Origin of the sequence: Paraburkholderia hospita (genome assembly GCF_002902965.1) — a bacterium.
Classification (GTDB): Bacteria; Pseudomonadota; Gammaproteobacteria; order Burkholderiales; family Burkholderiaceae; genus Paraburkholderia; species Paraburkholderia hospita.
On record NZ_CP026105.1, the window covers coordinates 772,333 to 794,396 of the forward strand.

19 protein-coding genes are annotated in these 22,064 nt (G+C 61.9%); 5 read left to right on the top strand and 14 right to left on the bottom strand.

Annotated features, from left to right (window positions below; all coding sequences use genetic code 11):
* Window positions 1–53 precede the first annotated feature (53 nt).
* From C2L64_RS03420 to C2L64_RS03455, 8 genes are all read right to left on the bottom strand, one after another.
* Window positions 54–1,247 carry a pyridoxal phosphate-dependent aminotransferase gene (locus C2L64_RS03420; RefSeq protein ID WP_090836100.1) on the bottom strand — a complete coding sequence of 398 codons (1,194 nt, stop codon included), beginning with the start codon at window positions 1,245–1,247 and terminating at the stop codon, window positions 54–56.
* Between the two features lie 124 nt (window positions 1,248–1,371).
* Window positions 1,372–1,809, bottom strand: a complete 438-nt coding sequence (gene nusB / locus C2L64_RS03425) for a transcription antitermination factor NusB (RefSeq protein WP_007749953.1) — start codon at window positions 1,807–1,809, stop codon at window positions 1,372–1,374.
* Window positions 1,806–2,324 carry a 6,7-dimethyl-8-ribityllumazine synthase gene (gene ribH / locus C2L64_RS03430; protein ID WP_007589500.1) on the bottom strand — a complete coding sequence of 173 codons (519 nt, stop codon included), beginning with the start codon at window positions 2,322–2,324 and terminating at the stop codon, window positions 1,806–1,808. The genes nusB and ribH overlap by 4 nt, the downstream gene beginning before the upstream one ends.
* 78 nt (window positions 2,325–2,402) lie before the next feature.
* Window positions 2,403–3,539: a bifunctional 3,4-dihydroxy-2-butanone-4-phosphate synthase/GTP cyclohydrolase II gene (gene ribBA / locus C2L64_RS03435; RefSeq protein ID WP_007589499.1), complete on the bottom strand. Its 1,137-nt coding sequence runs from the start codon at window positions 3,537–3,539 to the stop codon at window positions 2,403–2,405.
* Between the two features lie 114 nt (window positions 3,540–3,653).
* Window positions 3,654–4,268, bottom strand: coding sequence for a riboflavin synthase (locus C2L64_RS03440; protein WP_090836101.1), 615 nt, complete (start codon window positions 4,266–4,268; stop codon window positions 3,654–3,656).
* A gap of 24 nt (window positions 4,269–4,292) precedes the next feature.
* Window positions 4,293–5,414, bottom strand: coding sequence for a bifunctional diaminohydroxyphosphoribosylaminopyrimidine deaminase/5-amino-6-(5-phosphoribosylamino)uracil reductase RibD (gene ribD, locus C2L64_RS03445; protein ID WP_090836102.1), 1,122 nt, complete (start codon window positions 5,412–5,414; stop codon window positions 4,293–4,295).
* A 39-nt stretch (window positions 5,415–5,453) separates the two neighbouring features.
* Window positions 5,454–6,734, bottom strand: a complete 1,281-nt coding sequence (gene hemL, locus C2L64_RS03450; protein WP_090836103.1) for a glutamate-1-semialdehyde 2,1-aminomutase — start codon at window positions 6,732–6,734, stop codon at window positions 5,454–5,456.
* 209 nt (window positions 6,735–6,943) lie between these two features.
* Entirely contained in the window at window positions 6,944–7,585 is a 642-nt protein-coding gene (locus C2L64_RS03455) for a hypothetical protein (protein WP_090836104.1), read from the bottom strand.
* 193 nt (window positions 7,586–7,778) lie between these two features.
* On the opposite strand from C2L64_RS03455, the gene C2L64_RS03460 reads away from it, so the two are divergent.
* Window positions 7,779–8,981 (top strand): Bcr/CflA family multidrug efflux MFS transporter, encoded by a 1,203-nt coding sequence (locus tag C2L64_RS03460; RefSeq protein ID WP_007589484.1) that lies wholly within the window; start codon window positions 7,779–7,781, stop codon window positions 8,979–8,981.
* Window positions 8,982–9,957: 976 nt separating this feature from the next.
* Here the strand turns inward: C2L64_RS03460 and C2L64_RS03465 are convergent.
* The 3 genes from C2L64_RS03465 to zwf form a co-directional block, all read right to left on the bottom strand.
* Window positions 9,958–11,874 carry a bifunctional transcriptional regulator/glucokinase gene (locus C2L64_RS03465; RefSeq protein WP_090836105.1) on the bottom strand — a complete coding sequence of 639 codons (1,917 nt, stop codon included), beginning with the start codon at window positions 11,872–11,874 and terminating at the stop codon, window positions 9,958–9,960.
* On the bottom strand, window positions 11,852–12,559 hold the full coding sequence (pgl, locus tag C2L64_RS03470) for a 6-phosphogluconolactonase (protein ID WP_090836106.1): 708 nt from the start codon (window positions 12,557–12,559) through the stop codon (window positions 11,852–11,854). Before pgl ends, C2L64_RS03465 begins: the two co-directional genes overlap by 23 nt.
* Before the next feature lie 237 nt (window positions 12,560–12,796).
* Window positions 12,797–14,254, bottom strand: a complete 1,458-nt coding sequence (gene zwf, locus C2L64_RS03475; RefSeq protein ID WP_090836107.1) for a glucose-6-phosphate dehydrogenase — start codon at window positions 14,252–14,254, stop codon at window positions 12,797–12,799.
* A gap of 530 nt (window positions 14,255–14,784) precedes the next feature.
* On the opposite strand from zwf, the gene C2L64_RS03480 reads away from it, so the two are divergent.
* The 4 genes from C2L64_RS03480 (at window position 14,785) to C2L64_RS03495 (ending at window position 19,213) form a co-directional block, all read left to right on the top strand.
* Entirely contained in the window at window positions 14,785–16,032 is a 1,248-nt protein-coding gene (locus tag C2L64_RS03480) for an ABC transporter substrate-binding protein (protein ID WP_007580588.1), read from the top strand.
* Between the two features lie 165 nt (window positions 16,033–16,197).
* On the top strand, window positions 16,198–17,136 hold the full coding sequence (locus C2L64_RS03485; RefSeq protein WP_007580589.1) for a carbohydrate ABC transporter permease: 939 nt from the start codon (window positions 16,198–16,200) through the stop codon (window positions 17,134–17,136).
* Window positions 17,126–17,983 carry a carbohydrate ABC transporter permease gene (locus C2L64_RS03490; protein ID WP_007580590.1) on the top strand — a complete coding sequence of 286 codons (858 nt, stop codon included), beginning with the start codon at window positions 17,126–17,128 and terminating at the stop codon, window positions 17,981–17,983. The genes C2L64_RS03485 and C2L64_RS03490 overlap by 11 nt, the downstream gene beginning before the upstream one ends.
* A gap of 114 nt (window positions 17,984–18,097) precedes the next feature.
* The gene (locus tag C2L64_RS03495) at window positions 18,098–19,213 is read left to right on the top strand and encodes an ABC transporter ATP-binding protein (protein ID WP_007580591.1); all 1,116 of its coding nucleotides are present in this window, start codon (window positions 18,098–18,100) and stop codon (window positions 19,211–19,213) included.
* Window positions 19,214–19,383: 170 nt separating this feature from the next.
* Here the strand turns inward: C2L64_RS03495 and C2L64_RS03500 are convergent, their stop codons facing one another.
* The 3 genes from C2L64_RS03500 to trxB all read right to left on the bottom strand — a co-directional run bounded on the left by C2L64_RS03500 (window position 19,384) and on the right by trxB (window position 22,057).
* Window positions 19,384–20,004 carry a trimeric intracellular cation channel family protein gene (locus C2L64_RS03500; protein ID WP_007580592.1) on the bottom strand — a complete coding sequence of 207 codons (621 nt, stop codon included), beginning with the start codon at window positions 20,002–20,004 and terminating at the stop codon, window positions 19,384–19,386.
* Between the two features lie 15 nt (window positions 20,005–20,019).
* On the bottom strand, window positions 20,020–20,835 hold the full coding sequence (locus C2L64_RS03505) for a Smr/MutS family protein (protein WP_081498811.1): 816 nt from the start codon (window positions 20,833–20,835) through the stop codon (window positions 20,020–20,022).
* A 220-nt stretch (window positions 20,836–21,055) separates the two neighbouring features.
* Window positions 21,056–22,057 carry a thioredoxin-disulfide reductase gene (gene trxB, locus C2L64_RS03510; RefSeq protein ID WP_007743715.1) on the bottom strand — a complete coding sequence of 334 codons (1,002 nt, stop codon included), beginning with the start codon at window positions 22,055–22,057 and terminating at the stop codon, window positions 21,056–21,058.
* Window positions 22,058–22,064: the final 7 nt, after the last annotated feature.

A 22,064-nucleotide genomic window follows, 5' to 3' on the forward strand; every position in this document is an offset into this window, starting at 1 on the left:
TCTTACGCCTTGAGGCTAGTTTTCGGCGACGCGACGGCACCGTCGCGGCGTACTTACCCGCCGAACAGCTTCCGCAGACGCTCGACGGCCTCTTCGAGCTTCGAATACGCAGTCGCATACGACAGCCGGATGTACTCGCGCGGCTGATACGAGCCGAAGTCCATGCCCGGCACGAGCACGATGCCCGCGTCGTGCAGCATCGCGCTCGTCAGCGCGGCGCTGTCGCCGGCGGCCGGATGCGCGACGCTGCGGCAGTCGGCGTAGACATAGAACGCGCCGTCAGGCATGACGGGCACCGTGAAGCCCAGCGATTCAAGCGCGGGCGCGATGAAATCGCGGCGGCGCTTGAACTCCAGCCGGCGCCCTTCGTAGATCGCGAGCGTATCCGGCTCGAAGCAGGCGAGCGCCGCGTGCTGCGCAAGCGCCGACGCGCAGATGAACAGATTCTGCGCAAGCTTCTCGAATGCGCCGACGAGCGCGGGCGGCACCACGAGCCAGCCCAGCCGCCAGCCGGTCATGTTGAAGTACTTCGAAAAGCTGTTGACGGTGATGACATCCTCGCCGAACGACAGCGCCGACACGGGCGGCGCGTCGTAACTCAAGCCCTGATAAATCTCGTCGACGATCGTGAAGCCGCCGCGCGCGCGGACCGCTTCGACGATGCGCTTCAGTTCAGCCGGCTCGATCGACGTACCCGTCGGATTCGACGGCGAGGCGAGCAGCACGCCGCGCGTGCGCGCATTCCACAGGCGCTCGACGTCATTGGCCGTCAACTGGAAGCGCTCGGCCGGCCCGCTTGGCACGAGCACAGGTTTGCCCTCGGCGGCGGCGACGAAATGGCGGTTGCACGGATAGCTCGGGTCGGGCATCAGCACTTCGTCGTCGCGATCGACGAGCGCGGCGCACGCCAGCAACAGCGCGGCCGAGGCACCCGCCGTCACGACGATTCGCGCCGGATCGATGTCCAGACCATACGCGTGCCTGTAATGACCGGCGATCGCCTCGCGCAGCGGGTAAATGCCGAGCGCGCTCGTGTACTGTGTGACGCCGCTCCGTAGCGCTTGCGTGGCGGCTTCGATCACGGGTTCGGGCGCTGTGAAATCGGGTTCGCCGATTCCCATATGGATGATGTCGCGCCCGGCGCGCTCCAGCAGCGCCGCTTCTTTCGCCAGTTCCATCACATAGAACGGCTGGATGGCGTCGACGCGGGCGGCCAGTTTCACGAGGGGTTCGGTCACGCTGTTCATTCGATGAGTCCAGTTCAATCAGATGCGCGAGTACAGTCGCGCAAAAAAACAAAGGCGGGCCCGCGTAACGCCGGACCCGCCTGCATCGCCAACATCTGAAGCCAGCTACGCGCGTCGCGCGCGCTTACTGCTTGCGGCCGGCCGCCTGCGTTTCCGCCTCGCGGAGTTTCACCGACAGCTTGTCGAGCACGCCATTCACGTACTTGTAGCCGTCGGAGCCGCCGAAGGTCTTCGCGAGCTCGACCGCCTCGTTGATGACGACGCGATACGGAATGTCGACGTGATTCTTCAGCTCGTACGCCGCCACCAGCAGCACCGCGCGCTCGACGGGCGACAACTGGTCGATCGGGCGGTCGAGGCAGGGCGTGAGGTCGGCGGACAATGCCTCCGAATCGCGGATCACGCCATGCAGGATCGCGTCCAGATGTTCGTGGTCGGCCTTGTCGTAACCTTGGGCGCCGCGCAACTGCGCGTCGATCTCACCTGCCGGCGAACCCGACAGCAGCCACTGATAAAGCCCCTGCGTGGCCAGTTCGCGGGAGCGTCGGCGTGCGCTCTTCATGCCCGTTCCTCTTCGTCGTCCTCGTCTTCGTCTTCCTCGTCGTCGCCGCCGTCCAGCTGTTCCAGCGCGACCGCGAGGTTCGCCATTTCGACAGCGGTGCGCGCCGCGTCACGACCCTTTTCGGTCATGCGGGCAACGGCCTGCTCGTCGCTTTCCGTCGTCAGCACGGCGTTTGCGATGGGCGTACCGAAGTCGAGCGCAATGCGCGAGATGCCCGAGCCGCTTTCGTTCGACACGAGTTCGAAGTGATACGTCTCGCCGCGGATGACCGCGCCGAGCGCGATCAGCGCGTCGAACTGGCCGCTTTCAGCCAGCTTTTGCAGCGCGAGCGGGATTTCCAGCGCGCCCGGCACGGTGACGAGCAGCACGTCTTCGCCCGTCACGCCGAGGCGTTCGAGCTCTTCGATGCATGCGTCCGCGAGGCCGTTGCAAACGGGTTCGTTAAAGCGCGATTGGACGATGCCGATGCGCAGACCGTCGCCGTCGAGATTCGGTTGGTATTGTCCGATTTCCATATGAGATCCGTAGTGTGTTGGTTGAGCGCAGATAAGCGGGAACTGAGCGAAAACTGGTTGTGAAAACAGTTGATGCGTTCAGCAGTTCTGCGGCTTTTCGGCCGCGCTGCCCGGCATCGGCACGAAGCCGGTGACTTCGAGCCCATAGCCGGACATGCTGCCCAGCTTGCGCGGGTTCGACAGCACCTGCATCTTGCCGACACCGAGTTCGCGCAAAATCTGCGCGCCGATGCCATACGTCTTGAAGTCCACCGGGCGGCGCTTGAGCGCCTCGGCCCGGCTCTTTTCGTCGAATGCCTTGAACACGTCGATCATGTGTTCTTTCGAGTCGCCGCAGTTCAGCAGCACGATCACGCCGTGATCGCGCGCGGCAATTTCCTTCATGGCGGCGTCGAGCGTCCACGAGTGCGTGGACGTGCCGACTTCCAGCAGATCCAGCACCGAGAGCGGCTCATGCACGCGCACCATGGTTTCGCGGTCCGGCGTGGGCGTGCCGCGCACCAGCGCCATGTGCGGCTGGCCGCTCGGCTGGTCCAGATACATCACCGCGCGGAACGGGCCGTGCACGGTTTGCATCGTCCGTTCGCAGACGCGCTCGACGATCGATTCCGTGCGGCTGCGATAGTGGATGAGGTCGGCGATCGTGCCGATCTTCAGGCCGTGCTCTTCAGCGAACGTCAGCAGGTCGGGCAGGCGCGCCATCGTGCCGTCGTCCTTGATGACTTCGCAGATCACGGCAGCGGGCGTGAGGCCCGCGAGCGCCGTGAAATCGCAGCCTGCTTCCGTGTGACCCGCGCGCACCAGCACGCCGCCCGGCTGGGCCATGATCGGGAACACGTGGCCCGGCTGGACGATGTCCTCGGTGCGCGCGTTTGCCGCCACGGCCGTGGCAATGGTATGCGCGCGGTCTGCCGCGGAAATGCCCGTGGTGACGCCTTCGGCCGCCTCGATGCTGACGGTGAACGCCGTGCCGTACTGCGTGCCGTTGCGGTGCGTCATCAGCGGCAGGTTCAGCAGCCTGCAGCGTTCCTGCGTAAGCGTCAGACAGATCAGGCCGCGGCCGTAGCGCGCCATGAAGTTGATCGCTTCAGGCGTGATGAATTCCGCTGCGATGACGAGGTCGCCCTCGTTTTCGCGGTCTTCTTCGTCGACAAGAATCACCATCCGGCCCGCTTTGAGCTCGGCGATGATTTCAAGGGTGGAGGCGAGGGTCATGTTGGCGAGAAGTTTGGGAAAGCGCGTATTTTACGCCACGCCGCCCGGCAAGTCGCCCGTCCGAACGGCATATACCATCCGGACGAATGTTCAGCCGCGTAGAGACGCGCGAGACTACTTCGGTGCGTTGAGCATCCGCTCGACGTAGCGCGCGATCAGGTCGATCTCCAGATTGACCTTCGTCCCTTCCTTCAAGGCCTTGAGCGTGGTGACTTCAACCGTATGCGGAATCAGATTGATCGAAAACTCGCAGCCGTCGTCGCGGTCCGTCACCGAGTTCACGGTGAGGCTCACGCCGTTCACGGTAATCGAGCCTTTGTACGCCAGATACTTGCCGATCTCGCGGGACGCGAGCACGCGCAGTTCGTGCGATTCGCCCACGCGCGCAAAGCGCGTCACCGTGCCGAGGCCGTCCACGTGGCCCGAGACGATATGGCCGCCGAGGCGATCGTGCGAGCGCAGCGCCTTTTCGAGGTTCACTTCGCCCGTGTCGCCGAGGCCCTCCGTACGGTTCAGGCTTTCGCGTGACACGTCGACGTCGAACGAAACCGGCGTTTTGTCGATCACGGTCATGCACGCGCCCTGGATCGCGATGCTGTCGCCCAGTTGCACGTCGTCGAGATCGAGGCCGCCCGCTTCGACGGTCAGGCGGACGCCGGCGTCCGGCTCGTTGCCGAGCGGCTTGATCGCTGCAATGCGGCCGACTGCCGCGACAATTCCCGTAAACATCGTGTCGTGTCCTCTATCTAGCGGTCAGTGCGCGGGCGGGTTCGGCAGCAGGCGCGCGAGAATCCGCACGTCACTGCCAATCCGGTCCACGGCATGAAATTCGAGTTGCGTGCGCGCATCCAGCGAGCCGGGCGCGGCGAGATTGAACATGCTCATCGAGTCGTTGCCGAGCAGGCTCGGCGCGAGATAAACCAGCAGCTCGTCGACGCAGCCTTCGCGCAGCAGCGACCCGTTCAGCTTGTAGCCCGCCTCTACGTGGAGTTCGTTGACCTCGCGCTTCGCGAGTTCTTCGAGCATACGCGGCAGATCGACCTTGCCGTTCTCGTTCGCGAGCGGCACGATCTCGGCGCCGCGGTCGTGCAGCACGGCGGCGCGTTCTTCGAGCAGCGGCGTGAGCGTGCTGCAGAAAATCAGCGTCGGCGCGCCGGCCAGAATCTGCGCTTCGGGCGGAACTTCCAGCTGGCTGTCGATCAGCACGCGATGCGGCTGGCGGGGCGTATCGACGGCGCGCACGGTCATGCGCGGATTGTCTTCCTTCACGGTGCCGATGCCCGTCAGGATCGCCGACGCGCGGGCGCGCCACGCGTGCCCGTCGTTGCGCGCCGCTTCGCCCGTGATCCACTGGCTTTCGCCCGACGGCAAGCCCGTGCGGCCATCCAGCGATGCAGCCACCTTCATTCGCACCCATGGCCGGCCGCGCATCATTCGCGAAACGAAACCGATGTTCAGTTCACGTGCTTCCGTTTCGAGCAGACCGCAGCGCACTTCAATACCCGCGTCGCGCAGCATCGTCAGGCCGCGTCCCGACACGCGCGGGTTCGGATCTTCCATCGCGGCGACCACGCGCGCGACCTTCGCTTCGATCAGTGCGTTCGCGCATGGCGGCGTGCGGCCGAAGTGGCTGCACGGCTCGAGCGTCACATAGGCGGTCGCGCCGCGCGTATCGTTGCCGCGACTGCGTGCGTCCTTGAGCGCCTGGATTTCCGCGTGGTCGTGACCGGCGGGCTGCGTGTAGCCTTCGCCGATCACCTCGCCATGCTTCACTAGCACGCAACCGACGCGCGGATTCGGGTCGGTCGTGTACAGGCCGCGCCAGGCGAGGGCCAGCGCGCGTTCCATGTGGACGAAATCGTTCTGCGAAAACATCGGCTTCGGGTTATCCGTTCAGTGTTTCGTCGTGGTGGATCAGGCGAGCGACTTGAATGCGCCGCGCGCGGCTTCGATGGTGGCGTCGACGATTACGTCGTCGTGCGCGCTCGACACGAAACCGGCTTCGTACGCCGACGGCGCGAAGTACACGCCCGCATCCAACATTTTGTGGAAGAACGTGTTGAAGCGCGGCACATCACAGCGCGAGATTTCCGCGAAGCTGCCCGGCACCGATTCCGAGAAATACAGGCCGAACATGCCGCCCACGGAATCCGCCGCGAACGGCACCTTCGCTTCGCGCGCGGCTTCCGTGAGACCTTGGACGAGGCGGGTGGTCTGACGCGACAGCGCGTCGTAGAAGCCCGGCGCCTGGATCAGTTGCAGCGTCTTGAGGCCGGCCGCGACCGCGATGGGGTTGCCCGACAGCGTGCCCGCCTGATACACGCCGCCCAGCGGCGCGAGATGGGCCATGATGTCGCGCCGTCCGCCGAAGGCCGCCGCCGGCATGCCGCCGCCGATCACCTTGCCGAGGCAAGTGAGGTCCGGCGTGATGCCATACAGTTCTTGCGCGCCGCCCAGCGCGACGCGGAAACCGCACATCACTTCGTCGAAGATCAGCACTGCGCCGTATTCGGTGCAGAGGCGCCGCAGCGCGCCGAGGAACTCCGGCGTCGCGCGCACGAGATTCATGTTGCCCGCCACCGGCTCGACGATCACGGAAGCGATTTCGTTGCCGAATGCCTTGAACGCTTCTTCGAGCGCCGCGACGTTGTTGTATTCGAGCACGGTGGTGTGCTTCGCGATATCGACGGGCACGCCCGCCGAGGTCGGGTTGCCGAACGTCAGCAGGCCCGAGCCAGCTTTGACGAGCAAGCTGTCCGCGTGGCCGTGATAGCAGCCTTCGAACTTGACGATGCGGCTGCGGTTCGTGAAGCCGCGCGCGAGGCGCAGCGCGCTCATCGTCGCTTCCGTGCCGCTCGACACCATCCGCACCTGTTCCATCGAAGGCACCAGCTTGCAGATTTCCTCGGCGATCTCGATTTCGGCTTCAGTCGGCGCGCCGAACGAGAAGCCGTTAATTAGCACGCGCTGCACGGCTTCCAGCACTTCAGGATGCACGTGGCCGACAATCATCGGTCCCCAGGAGCCGATGTAGTCGATATAGCGCTTGCCCTCGGCGTCCCAGAAGTACGCGCCTTGTGCGCGCTCGATGAAACGCGGCGTGCCGCCGACCGAACGGAAGGCGCGCACGGGCGAGTTGACGCCGCCCGGAATGGTTTTCTGGGCGCGGTCGAAGAGTTCTTGATTGCTGGACATGAGCGTTGGACCTGCTTGGGTTGGGCTCGCGCGTCGGACGGCTGTGACTGGCGCGAATGCAGTACAAGGGCGGTATCGATGCGGTGCAAAGGCTTGCCGCGAAGCGCGCAGCGTTCGCACGAGCCTGAAATGACCTCTCGAAATTGTACCGGAGTCGTGTGCGGTCGGCCGCGAGCCGTGCCGGTGCGGCGACACGCCGGGCGTTGCGCTCAGGTGTCGCCGGGGTCGCCTCCGCCATTGCCTTCGCCGTCGCCGGGTGGGCTATTGGGGCGTTTGGGCGAACTGAAATACATCGCGACCCGTGCCGCGCGCTTGCCGGCAGCGGCCTTATTCGCGGCGTTCCACGCTTGCGAGGCTTGCTCTTTGGTCGATTTGGCGGGCGCGTCCGCAACCGGCGCGACAACGGGCCGCGCGCGCTTGCCGGTGCGTTCGATCCACAGCTTTTCGAGCGCGCCTTCGGCCATCGGCTTGATCGAGATGCCAGAGGTTTGGGCGTCCCACGTCTGCACGGAGAGCGGATGCTTGCGTAATTCGTCGCGCGTGATCACGACTTCATGATGCGCGTCGACCAGATAGTCGTAGACGAAATCGACGCACAGCCGGTAGCCGCGCTTTTTAGTCGCGTCGGGCATTTCGTACGGCGCGCGCGTCACGTAGCCCGACGCGAACACGCCCTTCGGCTCCAGCGTCACGCGATGAATGAACACACGGTCGCCCGGCAGGATGCTGCGCGAGAAGCCGCAGCCCCAGACATCGGTGACGGCTTCGCCGGCCGCGACGCGTTTGGCGACGTCCGGCAACTCGGGCCATGGCCACTTCTTCGGGCTCCAGATCAGCAGAAAGGCAGTCATCTGGGTCGGAAATCGGTATCGAAGGAACGGACGGCCAGCTTAACCGATAAGGCGAGGAAAGCCCGGTGAGGGCTGACACCGGGCAGGGCGATGGCGGGCGTCGGGTACAATCGGGGGCCGTATCTGCAGCGCGGCACGGTCCGCTGGGCCCAGCATCGACCGGTCTTCGCCCGCTGCTTCTCAATGGAATTCCATGTCTCAGGACGTCAGATCCCGGCCGGATGCCCGGCTGATTCTGCTACTCGGCGCGCTTGCCGCGTGCGGGCCGATTTCGATCGATATGTATCTGCCCAGCCTGCCGTCGATCACGCAGGCGTTCAGCGTCAGCGTCGGTGCCGCGCAGAGCACGCTGACCAGTTTCATGCTCGGTTTCTCCGTCGGCATGTTGCTGTATGGTCCGATGTCCGATGCGTATGGGCGGCGGCCCGTGCTGCTCGGCGGCATCATCATGTACACGCTTGCGACGATTGCCTGCACGCTGTCGCTGTCGATTGGTGCGCTCATTACGTTCCGCTTCCTTCAGGCGCTTGGCGCGGGCGCGGCATCGGTGCTGGCGCGCGCGATTGCCCGCGATGCGCACGGACCAAGCGACGCGGCTCGCGTTTTGTCTATGCTCGCTATCGTCACGTCGATCGGGCCGTTGCTTGCGCCTTTGATTGGTGGGCAGTTGCTGTTGCTCGGAGGCTGGCGCGTCGTGTTCATCGCGCTGACGATTTTTGGCGCGGTCTGCGCTGTTACCGCGTTCTTGCGCGTTCCTGAGACCTGGCCTCGTGAGAAGCGTGCACACGGCGCGGTGCTGCAATCATTTGGCGCGTACGGCACGCTGTTGAAGGACCCTGTCACGTGGGGGCACATGCTGTGCGGCGGCATGGCGTTCGCGTCGATGTTCGCGTACATCACGGCCACGCCGTTCGTTTATATCGAGTACTTTCATGTGTCCGCGCAGCACTATGGGTTTCTGTTCGGGCTGAACATTGTCGGCATCATGCTGGGGAATTTCATCAACACGCGTGTTGTTGGGCGCACTGGGCCTTTGCCTATTATCTCTGCGGCCGCGACCATCAGCTTCGTTGCGTCGCTGTTCGTTGCGCTGATGTGTCTGACAGGGTGGGGCGGATTGTGGTCGATCGTTGCTGGACTGTTCTTTGTGGTCGGCGTGGTCGGGGTGCTGTCGGCTAATTGCACGACCGATCTCATGCATCGCTATCCGCGTAATGCCGGCGCGGCGGCGGCTGTGTTTGGGGCTATGCAGCTTGCGCTTGGGGCTTTGTCTAGCTTCGCCGTTGGGCTCTGGCATGACGGGTCGCCGCAAGGGATGGGGGTGACGATTGCTGTCGCGGGGTCGTTGTGTTTTGTTGGGCGAGCGTTGGTTTTGAGGTGGCATCCGCGGCATTAATGTTTTCGTTTTCGCGGCGCGGGCGTTGGTTTTTGTGGGTTTGGCTCGGCGCTGGCGTCCGGGTTACGGTGTTTGCTGCGCAGGCGGTTTTGGTTGTTCGGGCGCCTTTGAGCTGGCATCCGCGTTATGCCTTCGTGCTTCAAGCGTCGCCCCTGTGCGGGGCGGCACCTACTTTTCTTTGCCGCCGCAAAGAAAAGTAGGCAAAAGAAAGCGGCTAACACCGCCAACATTTGTTCTTGCCTGAGGGCCCCCAACGGGTCTTACGCTTCACACGGCGGCGTCTCCGTTCAGCGCATGTTGCCAACGCTCCGAATGAGTGCCTCACCCGCTTCGAATACCCGTGCACGGGCTAGCGGCAGCGAATGGTATGTGCCGCCCAGGTGGCAAACTATGTGTAGGTTGTCGCGTCGTATAGGGTAGCGCTCTTACAACGTGGCATGCGTGCGCTATCCGTCCGAAGTGAGGCGTGTGGAGCACAAGGGCCTACACACAGTTTGCCACCTGGGCGGCAGTGGAATATCTGGTATGGCATGCTGCGACGCGGGTGTGTGAAGCGGGTGATGTGCTGGCTTGGAGCGTTGGCAACGAGCGCGGAACAAGCAGATTGCCGTGTGAAGTAAGGGACCGGTTGGGGGCCCTCAGGCAGGAAGAAGAGTTGGCGGTGTTAGCCGCTTTCTTTTGCCTACTTTTCTTTGCGGCGGCAAAGAAAAGTAGGTGCCGCCCCGCACAGGGGCGACGCATGAAGCACGAAGGCAAAGCGCGGATGCCAGCGCAGAAGCAAAAAGACCAAACCGCTTGCGCAGCAAACATCATCTCGCGGATACCATCGCAAAGGCAAACCCACAAAGCGCAACGCTCGCGCCACAAGAGCGCACAGCGGAACACCCGCGCTAAAGCAACAAAAGACCAACCGCCCGCGCCGCGAAAACCCCAACAACAAACCCCCAGCGCCGCAGGCAAAAACCCCAAAAAAAACTCAATCCCGCGGCGACGCAGCCGCCCCATGACTAAGCCAGTCGAGCACAGCCGACGTATCATCATCGGAGCCCTTGCGGGCCTTAGTCACAGCAGCGCTGACCTCAGAAGCCGGCGCAGCCCGTCGAATAGCAACCCCAACCGCAAGAATATCGATCATCAACAGATGCAGAACCCGCGAAATCATCGACAGCTGTGACTCGCGAATCTCGATATGATCGGTTTCGAGCGCGACAGTCGCGCGCTTCGCCAACGGCGTATTACTCGATGTAATCGCGATCACCTTCGCACCCGCCTGCATCGCCACTTCCAGCACGCGCAACAGTTCCGGCGCCCGCCCGGACTTCGAAACCGCGACGATCACATCACCCTTCCCGAGCAATGCAGCCGACGCCGCCTGCATATACAGATCGCCGTAGGCAATAGTCGGAATACCAAACCGGAAGAACTTGTAATGCGCATCCTGAGCGACGATGTTCGAATTGCCGAGACCATAGAACTCGATGCGCCGCGCGCTGTTCAGCAGATCGATCGCCGACTCGACCTGCTCGAAGTTCAGATGCTCGCGCAACTGCAAAATCGCCGACACCGTGTTGTCCAGCACCTTCGCGCCGAAGTCCGTCGCCGTATCGCCGAGATGAACCTGGCTGTGCGAGACGGGAATCGTACCCGTCAAACCCGTCGCCAGCTTCAGCTTGAAATCGGACAAGCCCTGGCAGCCCAGTGAACGGCAGAAGCGGATCACCGTCGGCTGGCTCACATCGGCCTTGCGCGCGATATCGACGATCGGATCGTTGATGATCGAACGAGGATGATTCAACGCGAGATCCGCGACGCGCCGCTCAGCAGGCGTCAGCGCATCGCGCATCTGGCGAATGCGCTCGAACACCGCCGACGAACTGCCGCCCGCGCGATTCGACAACTGCTCCGCGAGAATCGCCGACACGCCGAGAAACGCCGGATATTCCGCCGTGATCACATACGTCGGCACGTTCTTCAGATACGCCTCGAAGCGGCCCTTCGCCTCGAAGCGCTGACGGAACGACGACCGCGCGAACACTTCTCCCAGACGCGGCACGACGCCGCCACCGATATAGATGCCGCCTAACGCCCCAAGCGTCACCGCAATATTGCCGGCGAACGTGCCGAGAATGCCGCAGAACACGTCGATCGCTTCAGCCGCGAGCGCGTCGCCATCAAGACCTTTCTTGACGATCTCGGATACTTCGAGCGTCGCGGGCACACGCTTCTTATCGCGTTGGGCCAGCGCGCGATAGATCACTTCGATGCCAGGGCCTGCCGCCACGCGTTCGAACGACACATGCGACCACTTCTTGCGCGCGTACTGCAGCACGAGGTCTTCGCGCTCGTCCATCGGCGCGAACGTCGCGTGGCCGCCTTCGCTGCCGAGTGCGATCCAGCGGTCATCAGCGGGAATCAAACCCGACACGCCCATGCCCGTACCCGGCCCGAGCAGGCCGATCACGCTGTTCTGACGACGCGAGCCGCTGCCCACCTGCACGCGCTGCGCATCGGTGAGGCCCGGCAGCGCCATCGCCAGCGCCGTGAAGTCGTTGACGACCAGCAGCGTATCGAAGCCCAGCGCGCGGCGCGTCGCTTCGATCGAGAACGTCCAGTCGTGATTGGTCATACTCACCTGATCGCCATCGACCGGGTTCGCAATCGCGATCGCCGCATGATTCACGCGGCCGATCTTGGTGTCCTTCAGATACTTCTTGATGACCTCTGCAACACCGGGATACTCGGCACAGGGATAGACCAACACCTGCGTGATTTCACCAGGACCCGTCTCGAGCGCAAAGCGCGCGTTGGTGCCGCCGATGTCGGCGAGCAGCCTCGGTCCGTCGGCGTGCTGACCCGCGGCGGGGACAGTCTTAGTTTGCACACCAGTAGACATCGAGTCTCACTCCCTTGTCGTTCGCCAACGTCGAGATGGCATTTTTTTGTTGGGCGGCTGCGGCGGCATTGAGCACGTCGAGCTTATTCTGACCGGCAATCAGCAGGAACAGCCGGTCGATCTTCTTCAAGGCGGACATCGACCAGCTCACGCGCGCATGCGGCGCGGCGCCGGGATGCACGGCGACGAACGGCTCGGCCGTCGAGATCGCGTGCTCCCATTCGGGCGCGTCCGCGAAAATCGATGCCGTGTGGCCGTCTTCGCCCATGCCGAGCACGGCGATATCGGGCAAGTGACGATCGCCGCTCGCGACTTCGCCGTTCAGCGCAGCAACGTAGGCATCGAGCGATTGCGTCGTATCCACGAGCGGAAGGAAGGCAGCGTCACGCGCGGCATGCTGCAACAGCGTCTCGCGCGCGAGGCGGGCGTTGCTGGCGTTGTCGGTCTCCGACACCCAGCGGTCGTCGACGAGCGTCACCGCGATGCGCTTCCAGTCGAACGGTTGCGTGGACAGGGTTTGCAGAAACGGACGTGGACTCGTGCCGCCGGAGACGGCAAGCGTCGTCGGGCGGGCGCGGGTCGCGCTCGCACGGACGGCGAGCGACGCATGTAACGCGTCGCCGACCGCCTTCGCCAGCGCGTCGGATTGGGCGCGCGGGTCGTCGAAAGCGTGAAGCTCGATCACTTCTCCTCCATGCTGCTTTCTTTGTTTGATCTGAATTGCTGCGGGGCGACGGCGGTTCTCGATAGAAGCCGACGTCGACGTGTCCCGCTGCTGCCGCTACCAGTCCTTTGCGATCCAGGCCCGGTCCGGCGATTCATGCTGTGTTCAACCGATACTTCATACGGCGCGCTGCGAGACAAACATCGATCATCGCAGGACAAAACAAAACGCGCCGCTCAAACGTCCATTCGCGTCGGTTCAATTCTCTTCTTCGAGCCAGCAGGTGCCGTGCTGCGCGAGCATCGCGCTCGCGGCGGCCGGTCCCCACGTGCCCGCCGCGTAAGGCTTCGGCTTGCCCGACGCGGCCCATTCGTTGAGGATTGGCTCGACCCATTTCCATGCCGCTTCCTGTTCGTCGCGTCGCACGAAGAGGGCAAGGCGCCCATTGATCACGTCGAGCAGCAGACGTTGATACGCCTCCATCTGGCCTTCCTTGAAGAACTGGTCGAAGGCGAGATCGAGGTGGACGCTCGACAGGTTCATCCCTTCGCCCGGCTTCTTCGCGAGGCAATAGAGGCGAATCATTTCGTTCGGCTGCAGGCGGATCACCAGACGGTTCGCACCCGCGCGCAACGCCGACGCGCCGAGCGCCGAATGCGGCACGGCGCGGAAGTTGACGACGATCTCCGCGACGCGGTCGGCAAGACGCTTGCCCGTGCGCAGGAAGAACGGCACGCCCGCCCAGCGCCAGTTTTCGATCTCGACCTTCAGCGCGACAAACGTTTCCGTCGCGCTGTCCGTCTTCACGCCGGATTCCGTCGCATACGCGGGCACGGACGTGCCGCGAATGACGCCCGCGTGATACTGGCCGCGCACGGCGACCTTGCTGATATCGCGCGGATCGATCGGCTTCAATGCGCGCAGCACGCGCAGCTTTTCATCGCGGACGGAATCCGAATCCATCGAATGCGGCGGTTCCATCGCGACGATCGAAAGCAGTTGCAGCAAATGGTTCTGCACCATGTCGCGCAACGCGCCCGTATTGTCGTAGAAGTCGCCGCGCGCTTCGACGCCGAGTTCTTCCGCAATCGTGATCTGGATGCTCTCGACCCACTCGCGCCGCCACAGCGGCTCGAACAGCGCATTGCCGAAGCGCAGCGCCAGCAGGTTCTGCACGGGCTCTTTGCCGAGATAGTGGTCGATACGGTAGATCTGCTCTTCGGCGAAGATCTCGCCGACGGCGTCGTTGATCGCGTTCGACGAACGCAGATCGTAGCCAAGCGGCTTTTCCAGCACAATGCGCGCGTTCTCGTTCAAACCCACGGACGCGAGCGCATGGCAGATCGGGACGAACAGCGACGGGCCTGTGGCGAGATAGAACACGCGCGTACCGGCGTGATCCTGAAGCGCATCGCGCAGCTTTACGAAGTCTTCGGCCTTGCCGAGATCGAGCTTCACATACTCGATGCGGTCGACAAAGCTCGCCCACGCGCCTTCATCGATGCCGCTCTTCGCGACATGCGCCTTCACGTGCTCATTGACCCATTGCAGATAACCCGCACGGTCTTCCTCATGACGCGCGACGGCAACGATCTTGCCGCTCGCCGCGAGCATGCCTGCACGGTGCGCTTCATACAGAGCCGGAAGAATCTTGCGCATCGACAGATCGCCAGTTCCGCCGAAGAGAACGAAGGTGAAGCTAGAGTCGGTTTGCATGCGTCTCCGTGGGATATCTGATGGGCCTGTAAGACGCCCGTAGTCCAATAAAATATTTTTTGACACTGAATTGTAGTTTAACTACAATCCAAATCAAGAGGTAACGTGAATTCGATGAAAAAAGCGTGCGGGGCTTGTGAACAAGCGCCTTTTCGCGGGTGAACGTAGCTTCCCTGCATGTTAACGGACAACGCGTTCCGGCATGCGCCAGAGTGCCCTTTGAGCGCGGCGCAGCATGACGGAGACAGGCGTTTTCATTGAATGACGTGCGCGGACCACCTCGAGTCTGCAACGCGCCGCAGTCAGAAGGCGGAGCAGGCAAAAATCAAAAGAGGAGACAGTTCTTGCATCGCAAATCACTCATCTCTTGAGCGTCACGCGGCCGACCTCGGCACGCTGGCACAACCACATCACCATGTGCCTGCCCGACGCTCGACCGTCCATCGCATTGCCTGTTTGACCAACCATCACACCCTGGTGACATCAGGGGCCACTCGTTTTTAAGTTCAGGTGTCTGGAGGAGATAAGCAATGAAATTCCGTGCGATCATGGGCGCCCTGTGCGCCGCAGGTCTGATGTGTGGCGTCGCCACGGCACAGGCGGCCGAATCGGTTGAAGTGCTGCACTGGTGGACCTCGGGCGGCGAATCGAAGGCTGTCGGCGTGCTGAAGGACGACCTGCAGAAGCAGGGATACACGTGGAAGGACTTCGCGGTGGCAGGCGGTGCGGGCGCAGCGGCCATGACGGCACTGAAGACCCAGGTCATCTCGGGCAACGCGCCGAGCGCGGCTCAGATCAAGGGTCCGCTGATCCAGGACTGGGCATCGCAAGGGGTGCTGGTGAACGTCGACTCCGTCGCGGGTGACTGGAAGAAGAACCTGCCGCCGGAAATCGACAAGATCATCCACGCGGACGGTCACTACGTCGCCGCGCCGTTCTCGGTGCACCGCGTCAACTGGCTGTACATCAACAAGGCAGCGCTCGACAAGGCGGGCGGCAAGGTGCCGACCACGTGGACCGAGTTCTTCGCTGTCGCCGAGAAGATGAAGGCAGCCGGCATCCAGCCGATCGCGATGGGCGGCCAGCCGTGGCAAGACCTGACGCTGTGGGAAGACGTCGTGCTGTCGGAAGGCGCGGACTTCTACAAGAAGGCGCTTGTCGACCTCGACCAGAAGACGCTGACCTCGGACAAGATGGTCCAGGTGTTCGACACGGTCCGCAAGATCCAGGGTTACTTCGACAGCGGCCGCACGGGCCGTGACTGGAACCTGGCAACGGCGATGGTCATCAACGGCAAGGCCGGCATGCAGTTCATGGGCGACTGGGCGAAGGGCGAGTTCGCGAACGCGAACAAGAAGTCCGGTTCGGACTACATCTGTGCAGCGGTTCCGGGCACGGAGAAGTCGTACACGTTCAACGTCGACTCGTTCGTGTTCTTCCAGCAGAAGGGCCAGAAAGCTGCTACGGCGGGTCAGCTCGCGCTCGCGAAGACCATCATGAGCCCGGAATTCCAGGAGCAGTTCAGCCTGTACAAGGGCTCGATCCCGGTTCGTCTGGGTGTGTCGATGGATAAATTCGACGACTGCGCGAAGAAGTCCTACGCTGATGAACAGACGGCTATCAAGTCGGGCGGCTATGTGCCGTCGCTGGCTCACGGCATGGCTCAGCCGGACGCGGCAGCAGGCGCAATCTCGGACGTCGTGACGAAGTTCATGAACTCGAATCAGGACTCCAAGACCGCCGTTGCTGCACTCGCGAAGGCTGCGAAGACCAAGTAAGGCAGTCGTAGCACAGTTGTAGCAGAACGCCCGGCGCGCATGGGCTTTAATAACCCATGCGCGCCGGACGACGATGGTGCGATGCATGGTGCAATGCATCACCGCGCCTCTGCCGTTCCGGTGTCTTCCCCTGATGCCTGACGGCACAGTTCCAGGAGTCAAGTTGTGACTGCTTCTATTAGCGGAAACGCAAAAGGCACGGCGTCAACAGCACGCGTGTCGCCGATGGCGGTATTGGCCGACCGCTGGATGCCGAAGCTGGTGTTGTCTCCCAGCATTCTCATCAGCCTGGTCTTTGTCTACGGTTTTATTCTCGTTACGGGCTATCTGTCGCTGTCTACTTCGCGACTGATGCCGCGTTACGATTTCGCCGGCTTCGCCCGGTACGCTGAACTGTTCGATAACGACGTCTGGTGGACGTCAGCGGCGAACCTTGGCTGGTTCGGCATTCCGTTTATCGCGGTCTGTGTTGGCCTCGGTCTGTTCCTCGCGATCCTGCTTGATCAAAAGATTCGCAACGAAGGCGCATTGCGCGCTGTGTTCCTGTATCCGATGGCGCTGTCGTTCATCGTGACGGGCACGGCATGGCAATGGATTCTGAACCCCGATCTCGGCTTCCAGAAAGTGCTGAACGACTGGGGCTGGACGAGCTTCTCGTTCGGCTGGCTGGGCGACCCCGACAAGGCGATCTTCTGCGTCGTGATCGCGGCCGTGTGGCAATCGACGGGCTTCGTGATGGCGCTGTTCCTTGCTGGTTTGCGCGGTGTGGACAGTGAGATCTTCAAGGCTGCGCAAGTGGACGGCGCGACGCTGCCCACTATCTACCGCAAGATCGTGATTCCGAGCATGCGGCCCGTGTTCTTCTCGGTGCTGCTGATTCTCTGCCACATCACGATCAAGACCTTCGACCTCGTGGTCGCGTTGACGGCGGGTGGTCCCGGCACGTCGTCGTCGCTGCCCGCGATGTTCATGTACACGTTTTCGTTCAACCGCGGGCAACTGGGCGTCGGCGCTGCGTCGTCGATGATGATGCTCGCGACCGTCGTGGCCGTGCTCGTGCCGCTGATGTACCTGGAATCGAGGAGCACGCGCAATGCAGCCTAAGATGAACTTCAGCCGCGTTGTCATCTACGCGGCGCTGATTCTGTTTGCGTTGTACTTCCTGTTCCCGCTGTACGTGATGCTGTCGACGTCGTTCAAGGACATCGACCAGCTGCGCTCGGGTAACCTGCTGACGCCGCCGACGCACTGGACCTTCGCGCCGTGGATCAAGGCGTGGAGCGAAGCCTGTACGGGCGTGCGCTGCGACGGCATGCAGCCGTTCTTCTTCAATTCGGTGAAGATGGTGATCCCGGCCGTGCTGTTGTCGTCGATCATCGGCGCGTTCAACGGTTATGTGCTGACGCACTGGCGTTTCCGTGGCGCGGATGCGTTCTTCACGATGCTGCTGGTCGGCTGCTTCATTCCGTTCCAGGCCATCCTGCTGCCGATGGCACGTGTGCAAGGCTACTTCGGTCTGTCGAACACGATTGGCGGGCTGGTGCTGGTGCACGTGGTCTACGGTATCGCGTTCACGACGATGTTCTTCCGCAACTTCTACGTGAGCGTGCCGGCTGAACTCGTGAAGGCGGCGCGTATCGACGGCGCCGGGTTCTTCATGATTTTCACGAAGATCATGATGCCGATCTCGCTGCCGATTTTCATGGTGTGCCTGATCTGGCAATTCACGCAGATCTGGAATGACTTCCTGTTCGGTATCGTGTTCTCCGGCGTCGATTCGATGCCGATCACCGTGGCACTGAACAACCTCGTGAATACGTCGACGGGCGTGAAGGAATACAACGTCGACATGGCGGGCGCGATCATCGCGGCACTGCCGACGCTGCTCGTCTACGTGATCGCCGGCCGCTATTTCGTGCGCGGCCTGACGGCGGGCGCGGTGAAGGGTTAATTTTTGTGTAGACCGCTGCTTGCGCGTTGACGTGAGCGGCGGTGCTCAACGGTATTCGGCTCGCGTCGCCAGCTAGCGACGTATCCGCAGTACAGAGACTAGAGGATTCACAGCATGGCAAGCCTTTCCATCCGTGACGTGTACAAGACCTACCCGAACGGGGTGCCTGTCCTGAAGGGTGTCAATATCGACATCGAAGACGGTCAGTTCCTGATTCTCGTCGGCGGCTCGGGCTGCGGTAAGTCGACGCTGCTCAACATGATCGCCGGTCTCGAGACCGTGACGAAGGGCGATATTCAGATCGGCGGCAAGACGGTGAACAACCTGTCGCCGAAAGATCGCGATATCGCGATGGTGTTTCAGTCGTACGCGCTGTATCCGTCGATGACGGTGCGCGAGAATATTTCCTTCGGGTTGAATATCCGCAAGGTGGCGAAGAGCGAGCAGGATCAGATTGTGGCTCGCGTTTCGAAGCTGCTGCAGATTGAGCATTTGCTGGATCGGAAGCCGGGGCAGTTGTCTGGTGGCCAACGTCAGCGCGTTGCGATGGGCCGTGCATTGGCACGGGACCCGGCGATGTTCCTGTTCGATGAACCGTTGTCGAATCTCGATGCGAAGCTGCGGATTGAGATGCGCTCGGAAATCAAGCTGCTGCATCAGCGCCTGGGTACGACTATCGTTTATGTGACGCATGATCAGATCGAGGCTATGACGCTCGGCGATCGTATTGCCGTCATGAAGGATGGCGTCGTTCAGCAGTTCGGCGCGCCGCAAGAGATTTATGACTCGCCCTCTAACCTCTTTGTTGCTGGGTTTATCGGTGCGCCGCCGATGAACTTCATTCAGGGTAAGGTTGTTGAGCAAGGTTCCGGTGTTGGCTTGGAACTCGATACGGGTGTGAAGCGGTCGGTGCTGAATCTGCCCTTCGATGGCGCGGTGAAGTCGCATATCGGGCAGGAAGTGATCCTCGGTCTGCGTCCTGAACGCATCACCGATGCGCGTAATGCTCATAATGCCGACGACGCCAAGCTGCAAGCTATCGACGTTAAGGTCGATGTGATCGAGCCTACTGGGCCGGATACTTTGGTGTTTGCGCAGGTTAATGGGAAGCGTATCGTTAGCCGCGTTCACCCGAGTTCTAATCCGCTGCCTGAGCAGAACATGGCGCTGATGTTTGATGTGTCTAAGGCGGTTCTGTTTGATCCTAAGACGGAAGAGCGGATTGCTTAAAGGCAGACGCTAGCAAATTAGCCGCAAGGAAAAGGTCCCGTGGATAATTCCCGGGACCTTTTTTATTTCTCAAGCCGACTAGGGGTGGTTTGAGAACCCACTAGTTCCTCGGCTCGTGCAGCTTGAGTTGTTTTGGATCATGCACTGTTCACGCACGGTGAAGGTGTTGCTCAGTGAGGCAGTCTGACATCCAATTTAAAGGTGATTAACCGCGCCACAAGAATAAACCCGGTCGCGATCAACACGCTATAGACCGTATCAAAGTTGATGTAATCAAGCAGCAGATAAAGCCAACACCCCACCAACGCACAAGTCGCATACGGCCGCGAATCACGAAGGATGAGCGGCACTTCATTACAAATCACATCCCGAATAATCCCGCCGAACACGCCGGTGGCGACGCCCATCATCGAAGCCACGAACCACGGCATCTGCGCATCGAGCGCAAGCGAAGTACCAGAAATGCTAAACAGCCCAAGCCCAACCGCATCCGCCACAAGCAAAGCCCGCTCGTTAAAAACCCGCGTATAAGCCTTAAGCACAAACGGCGCAAAGAACGAGAGAACAAAGATCAGAATCGCGTACCACTGATGCTCGACCCAATAGAACGGTCTCCGATCCAGCAAAATATCTCTAACCGTCCCACCGCCAAAAGCCGTCGCCATCGCCACAAGAAAAGTCCCAACAGCATCGAGCCGTCTCGTACGAGCTTCGATGAACCCTGAGATTGCGTAGGCGAGAATAGCCAGCGCTTCCATGATGGCAAGCGCGAAAGTGAGACGAGGATGCATCGTTGAAAAGCCTTCTCAGACTTTGCCGGACGACGAAGAGGAAGACCCGGGACCGACCGACCCAGGCTGCAACAACACAAGCACAGCACCCGCACCACCATCATGCGCACGAGCTTGAGAAAACGCGATCACTTCTTCCTTCTGCACGAGCCACGCGCGAACCTTGCCTTTGAGCACAGGCTCTTTCCCAATCGACCCAAGCCCTTTCCCATGAATCACGCGTAGACACCGTAAGCCTTTCTTACTCGCCTCACGAATGAACTCAGACAGCGCCTCGCGCGCTTCCTCACGACGCATCCCATGCAGATCGAGCTGCGCCTGCACAATCCAGGCTCCGCTTCGAAGTTTCTTAACGATCTCCTGGCTCACACCCGGCCGACAATAAGAAAGCGACTCATCGGTATCGAGCAGAACTTCAGGATCGAACTCATCGGAGATCGCCTCGTGCAGCACGGCTTCTTCATCGAGTTTCGTCTGAACGGGAACAGGTGCCGGCGGCGTGCGGGGGACTGCCGCGCGCGGTTTCGCGCCGAGCGGCGCGACTTCGCCAATTTCACGCCGAAACAGATCGGCATCCGCAGCTGCCTCACGGGACGCTTGCGCCGCCACAGCTTTCTGACGTTGAGCGCGTTGAGACGCGCCTTTCAGCGCATCGCGTAGTCCACCAAGCCCGGCCAACCCAGCACCAGACTCGACCAACGGTTTTTTCGACGAAGACGAGGACGAGTCCGAACCAGCCCCCGACGATGCCGACGAATCAGCATTAGCAGGAGTAGCCGCCGCAATACGCGGCCGTTTCGGTTCGCTCGGATGGGGCAGATTCTTAGGCATAGCGATCAGACGATGAGTCGAAGCGGACAACAGACAAACACCCGCAAGCAACCTGGGCAATGAGAGCAGAAAACAAAAAGGGCCGCCGGCATTCCGCCGCAGCCCTTCGAACATCGAGAATCTCAACAACCGCGGCAAGCAGGTGTCTGCCGCTATTCTACCGATCCGCGTCCGCCGTTCTACTGAAACAACCCAGCAAACCCGGACGCGTCAAGAGCGATCAACGCTCGGCTTCAGCGCTCATCGCGCGCTCGCCGATCGACTCATGGATGCTTTCCAGATAACGCTGCGCATCCAGCGCCGCCATACAGCCCGTGCCCGCGCTCGTGATCGCCTGACGGTACACGTGATCCTGCACGTCGCCAGCCGCGAACACGCCCGGCACGCTCGTACCCGTCGCGTTGCCCGTCAAACCGCCGTTCGTGATGATGTAGCCGTTCTTCATCTCCAACTGGCCTTCGAAGATATCCGTGTTCGGCTTGTGGCCGATCGCGACGAAGAGACCTTGCAGTTCGATATCGGTGGTCGCGCCCGTCTTCACGTCCTTGATGCGCAGGCCGTTGACGCCGCCCTCATTGCCCTTCACTTCGTCGAGCGTGTGGTTCCACTTGATCTCGACGACGCCTTCCTTTTCCTTTTCCAGCAGACGGTCGATCAGGATCGGCTCGGCGCGGAACTTGTCGCGGCGGTGGACCACCGTGACCTTCTTCGCGATGCCCGCCAGATACAGCGCTTCTTCAACAGCGGTATTGCCGCCGCCGACCACGGCGACGTGCTGCTGCTTGTAGAAGAAGCCGTCGCAGGTCGCGCATGCCGACACGCCGCGGCCCATGAACAGTTCTTCCGACGGCAGGCCGAGATATTGCGCCGACGCGCCCGTCGCGATGATCAGCGAATCGCACGTGTACTCGCCGGAATCGCCGATCAGGCGGATCGGCTTTTCGTCGAGCTTGGCCGTGTGGATGTGGTCGAAGATGATTTCGGTGTTGAAGCGCTCGGCGTGTTCGAGGAAGCGCGCCATCAGCTCCGGACCTTGCACGCCGTTGCCGTCGGCGGGCCAGTTTTCGACGTCCGTCGTGGTCATCAACTGGCCGCCTTGCGCGAGGCCCGTGACGAGCACGGGCGACAGATTGGCGCGCGCCGCATAGACGGCCGCCGTGTAGCCGGCAGGGCCGGAACCGAGAATCAGAACCTTCGCGTGTTTGGTCGGGGAAGCTGGCATGATCGAA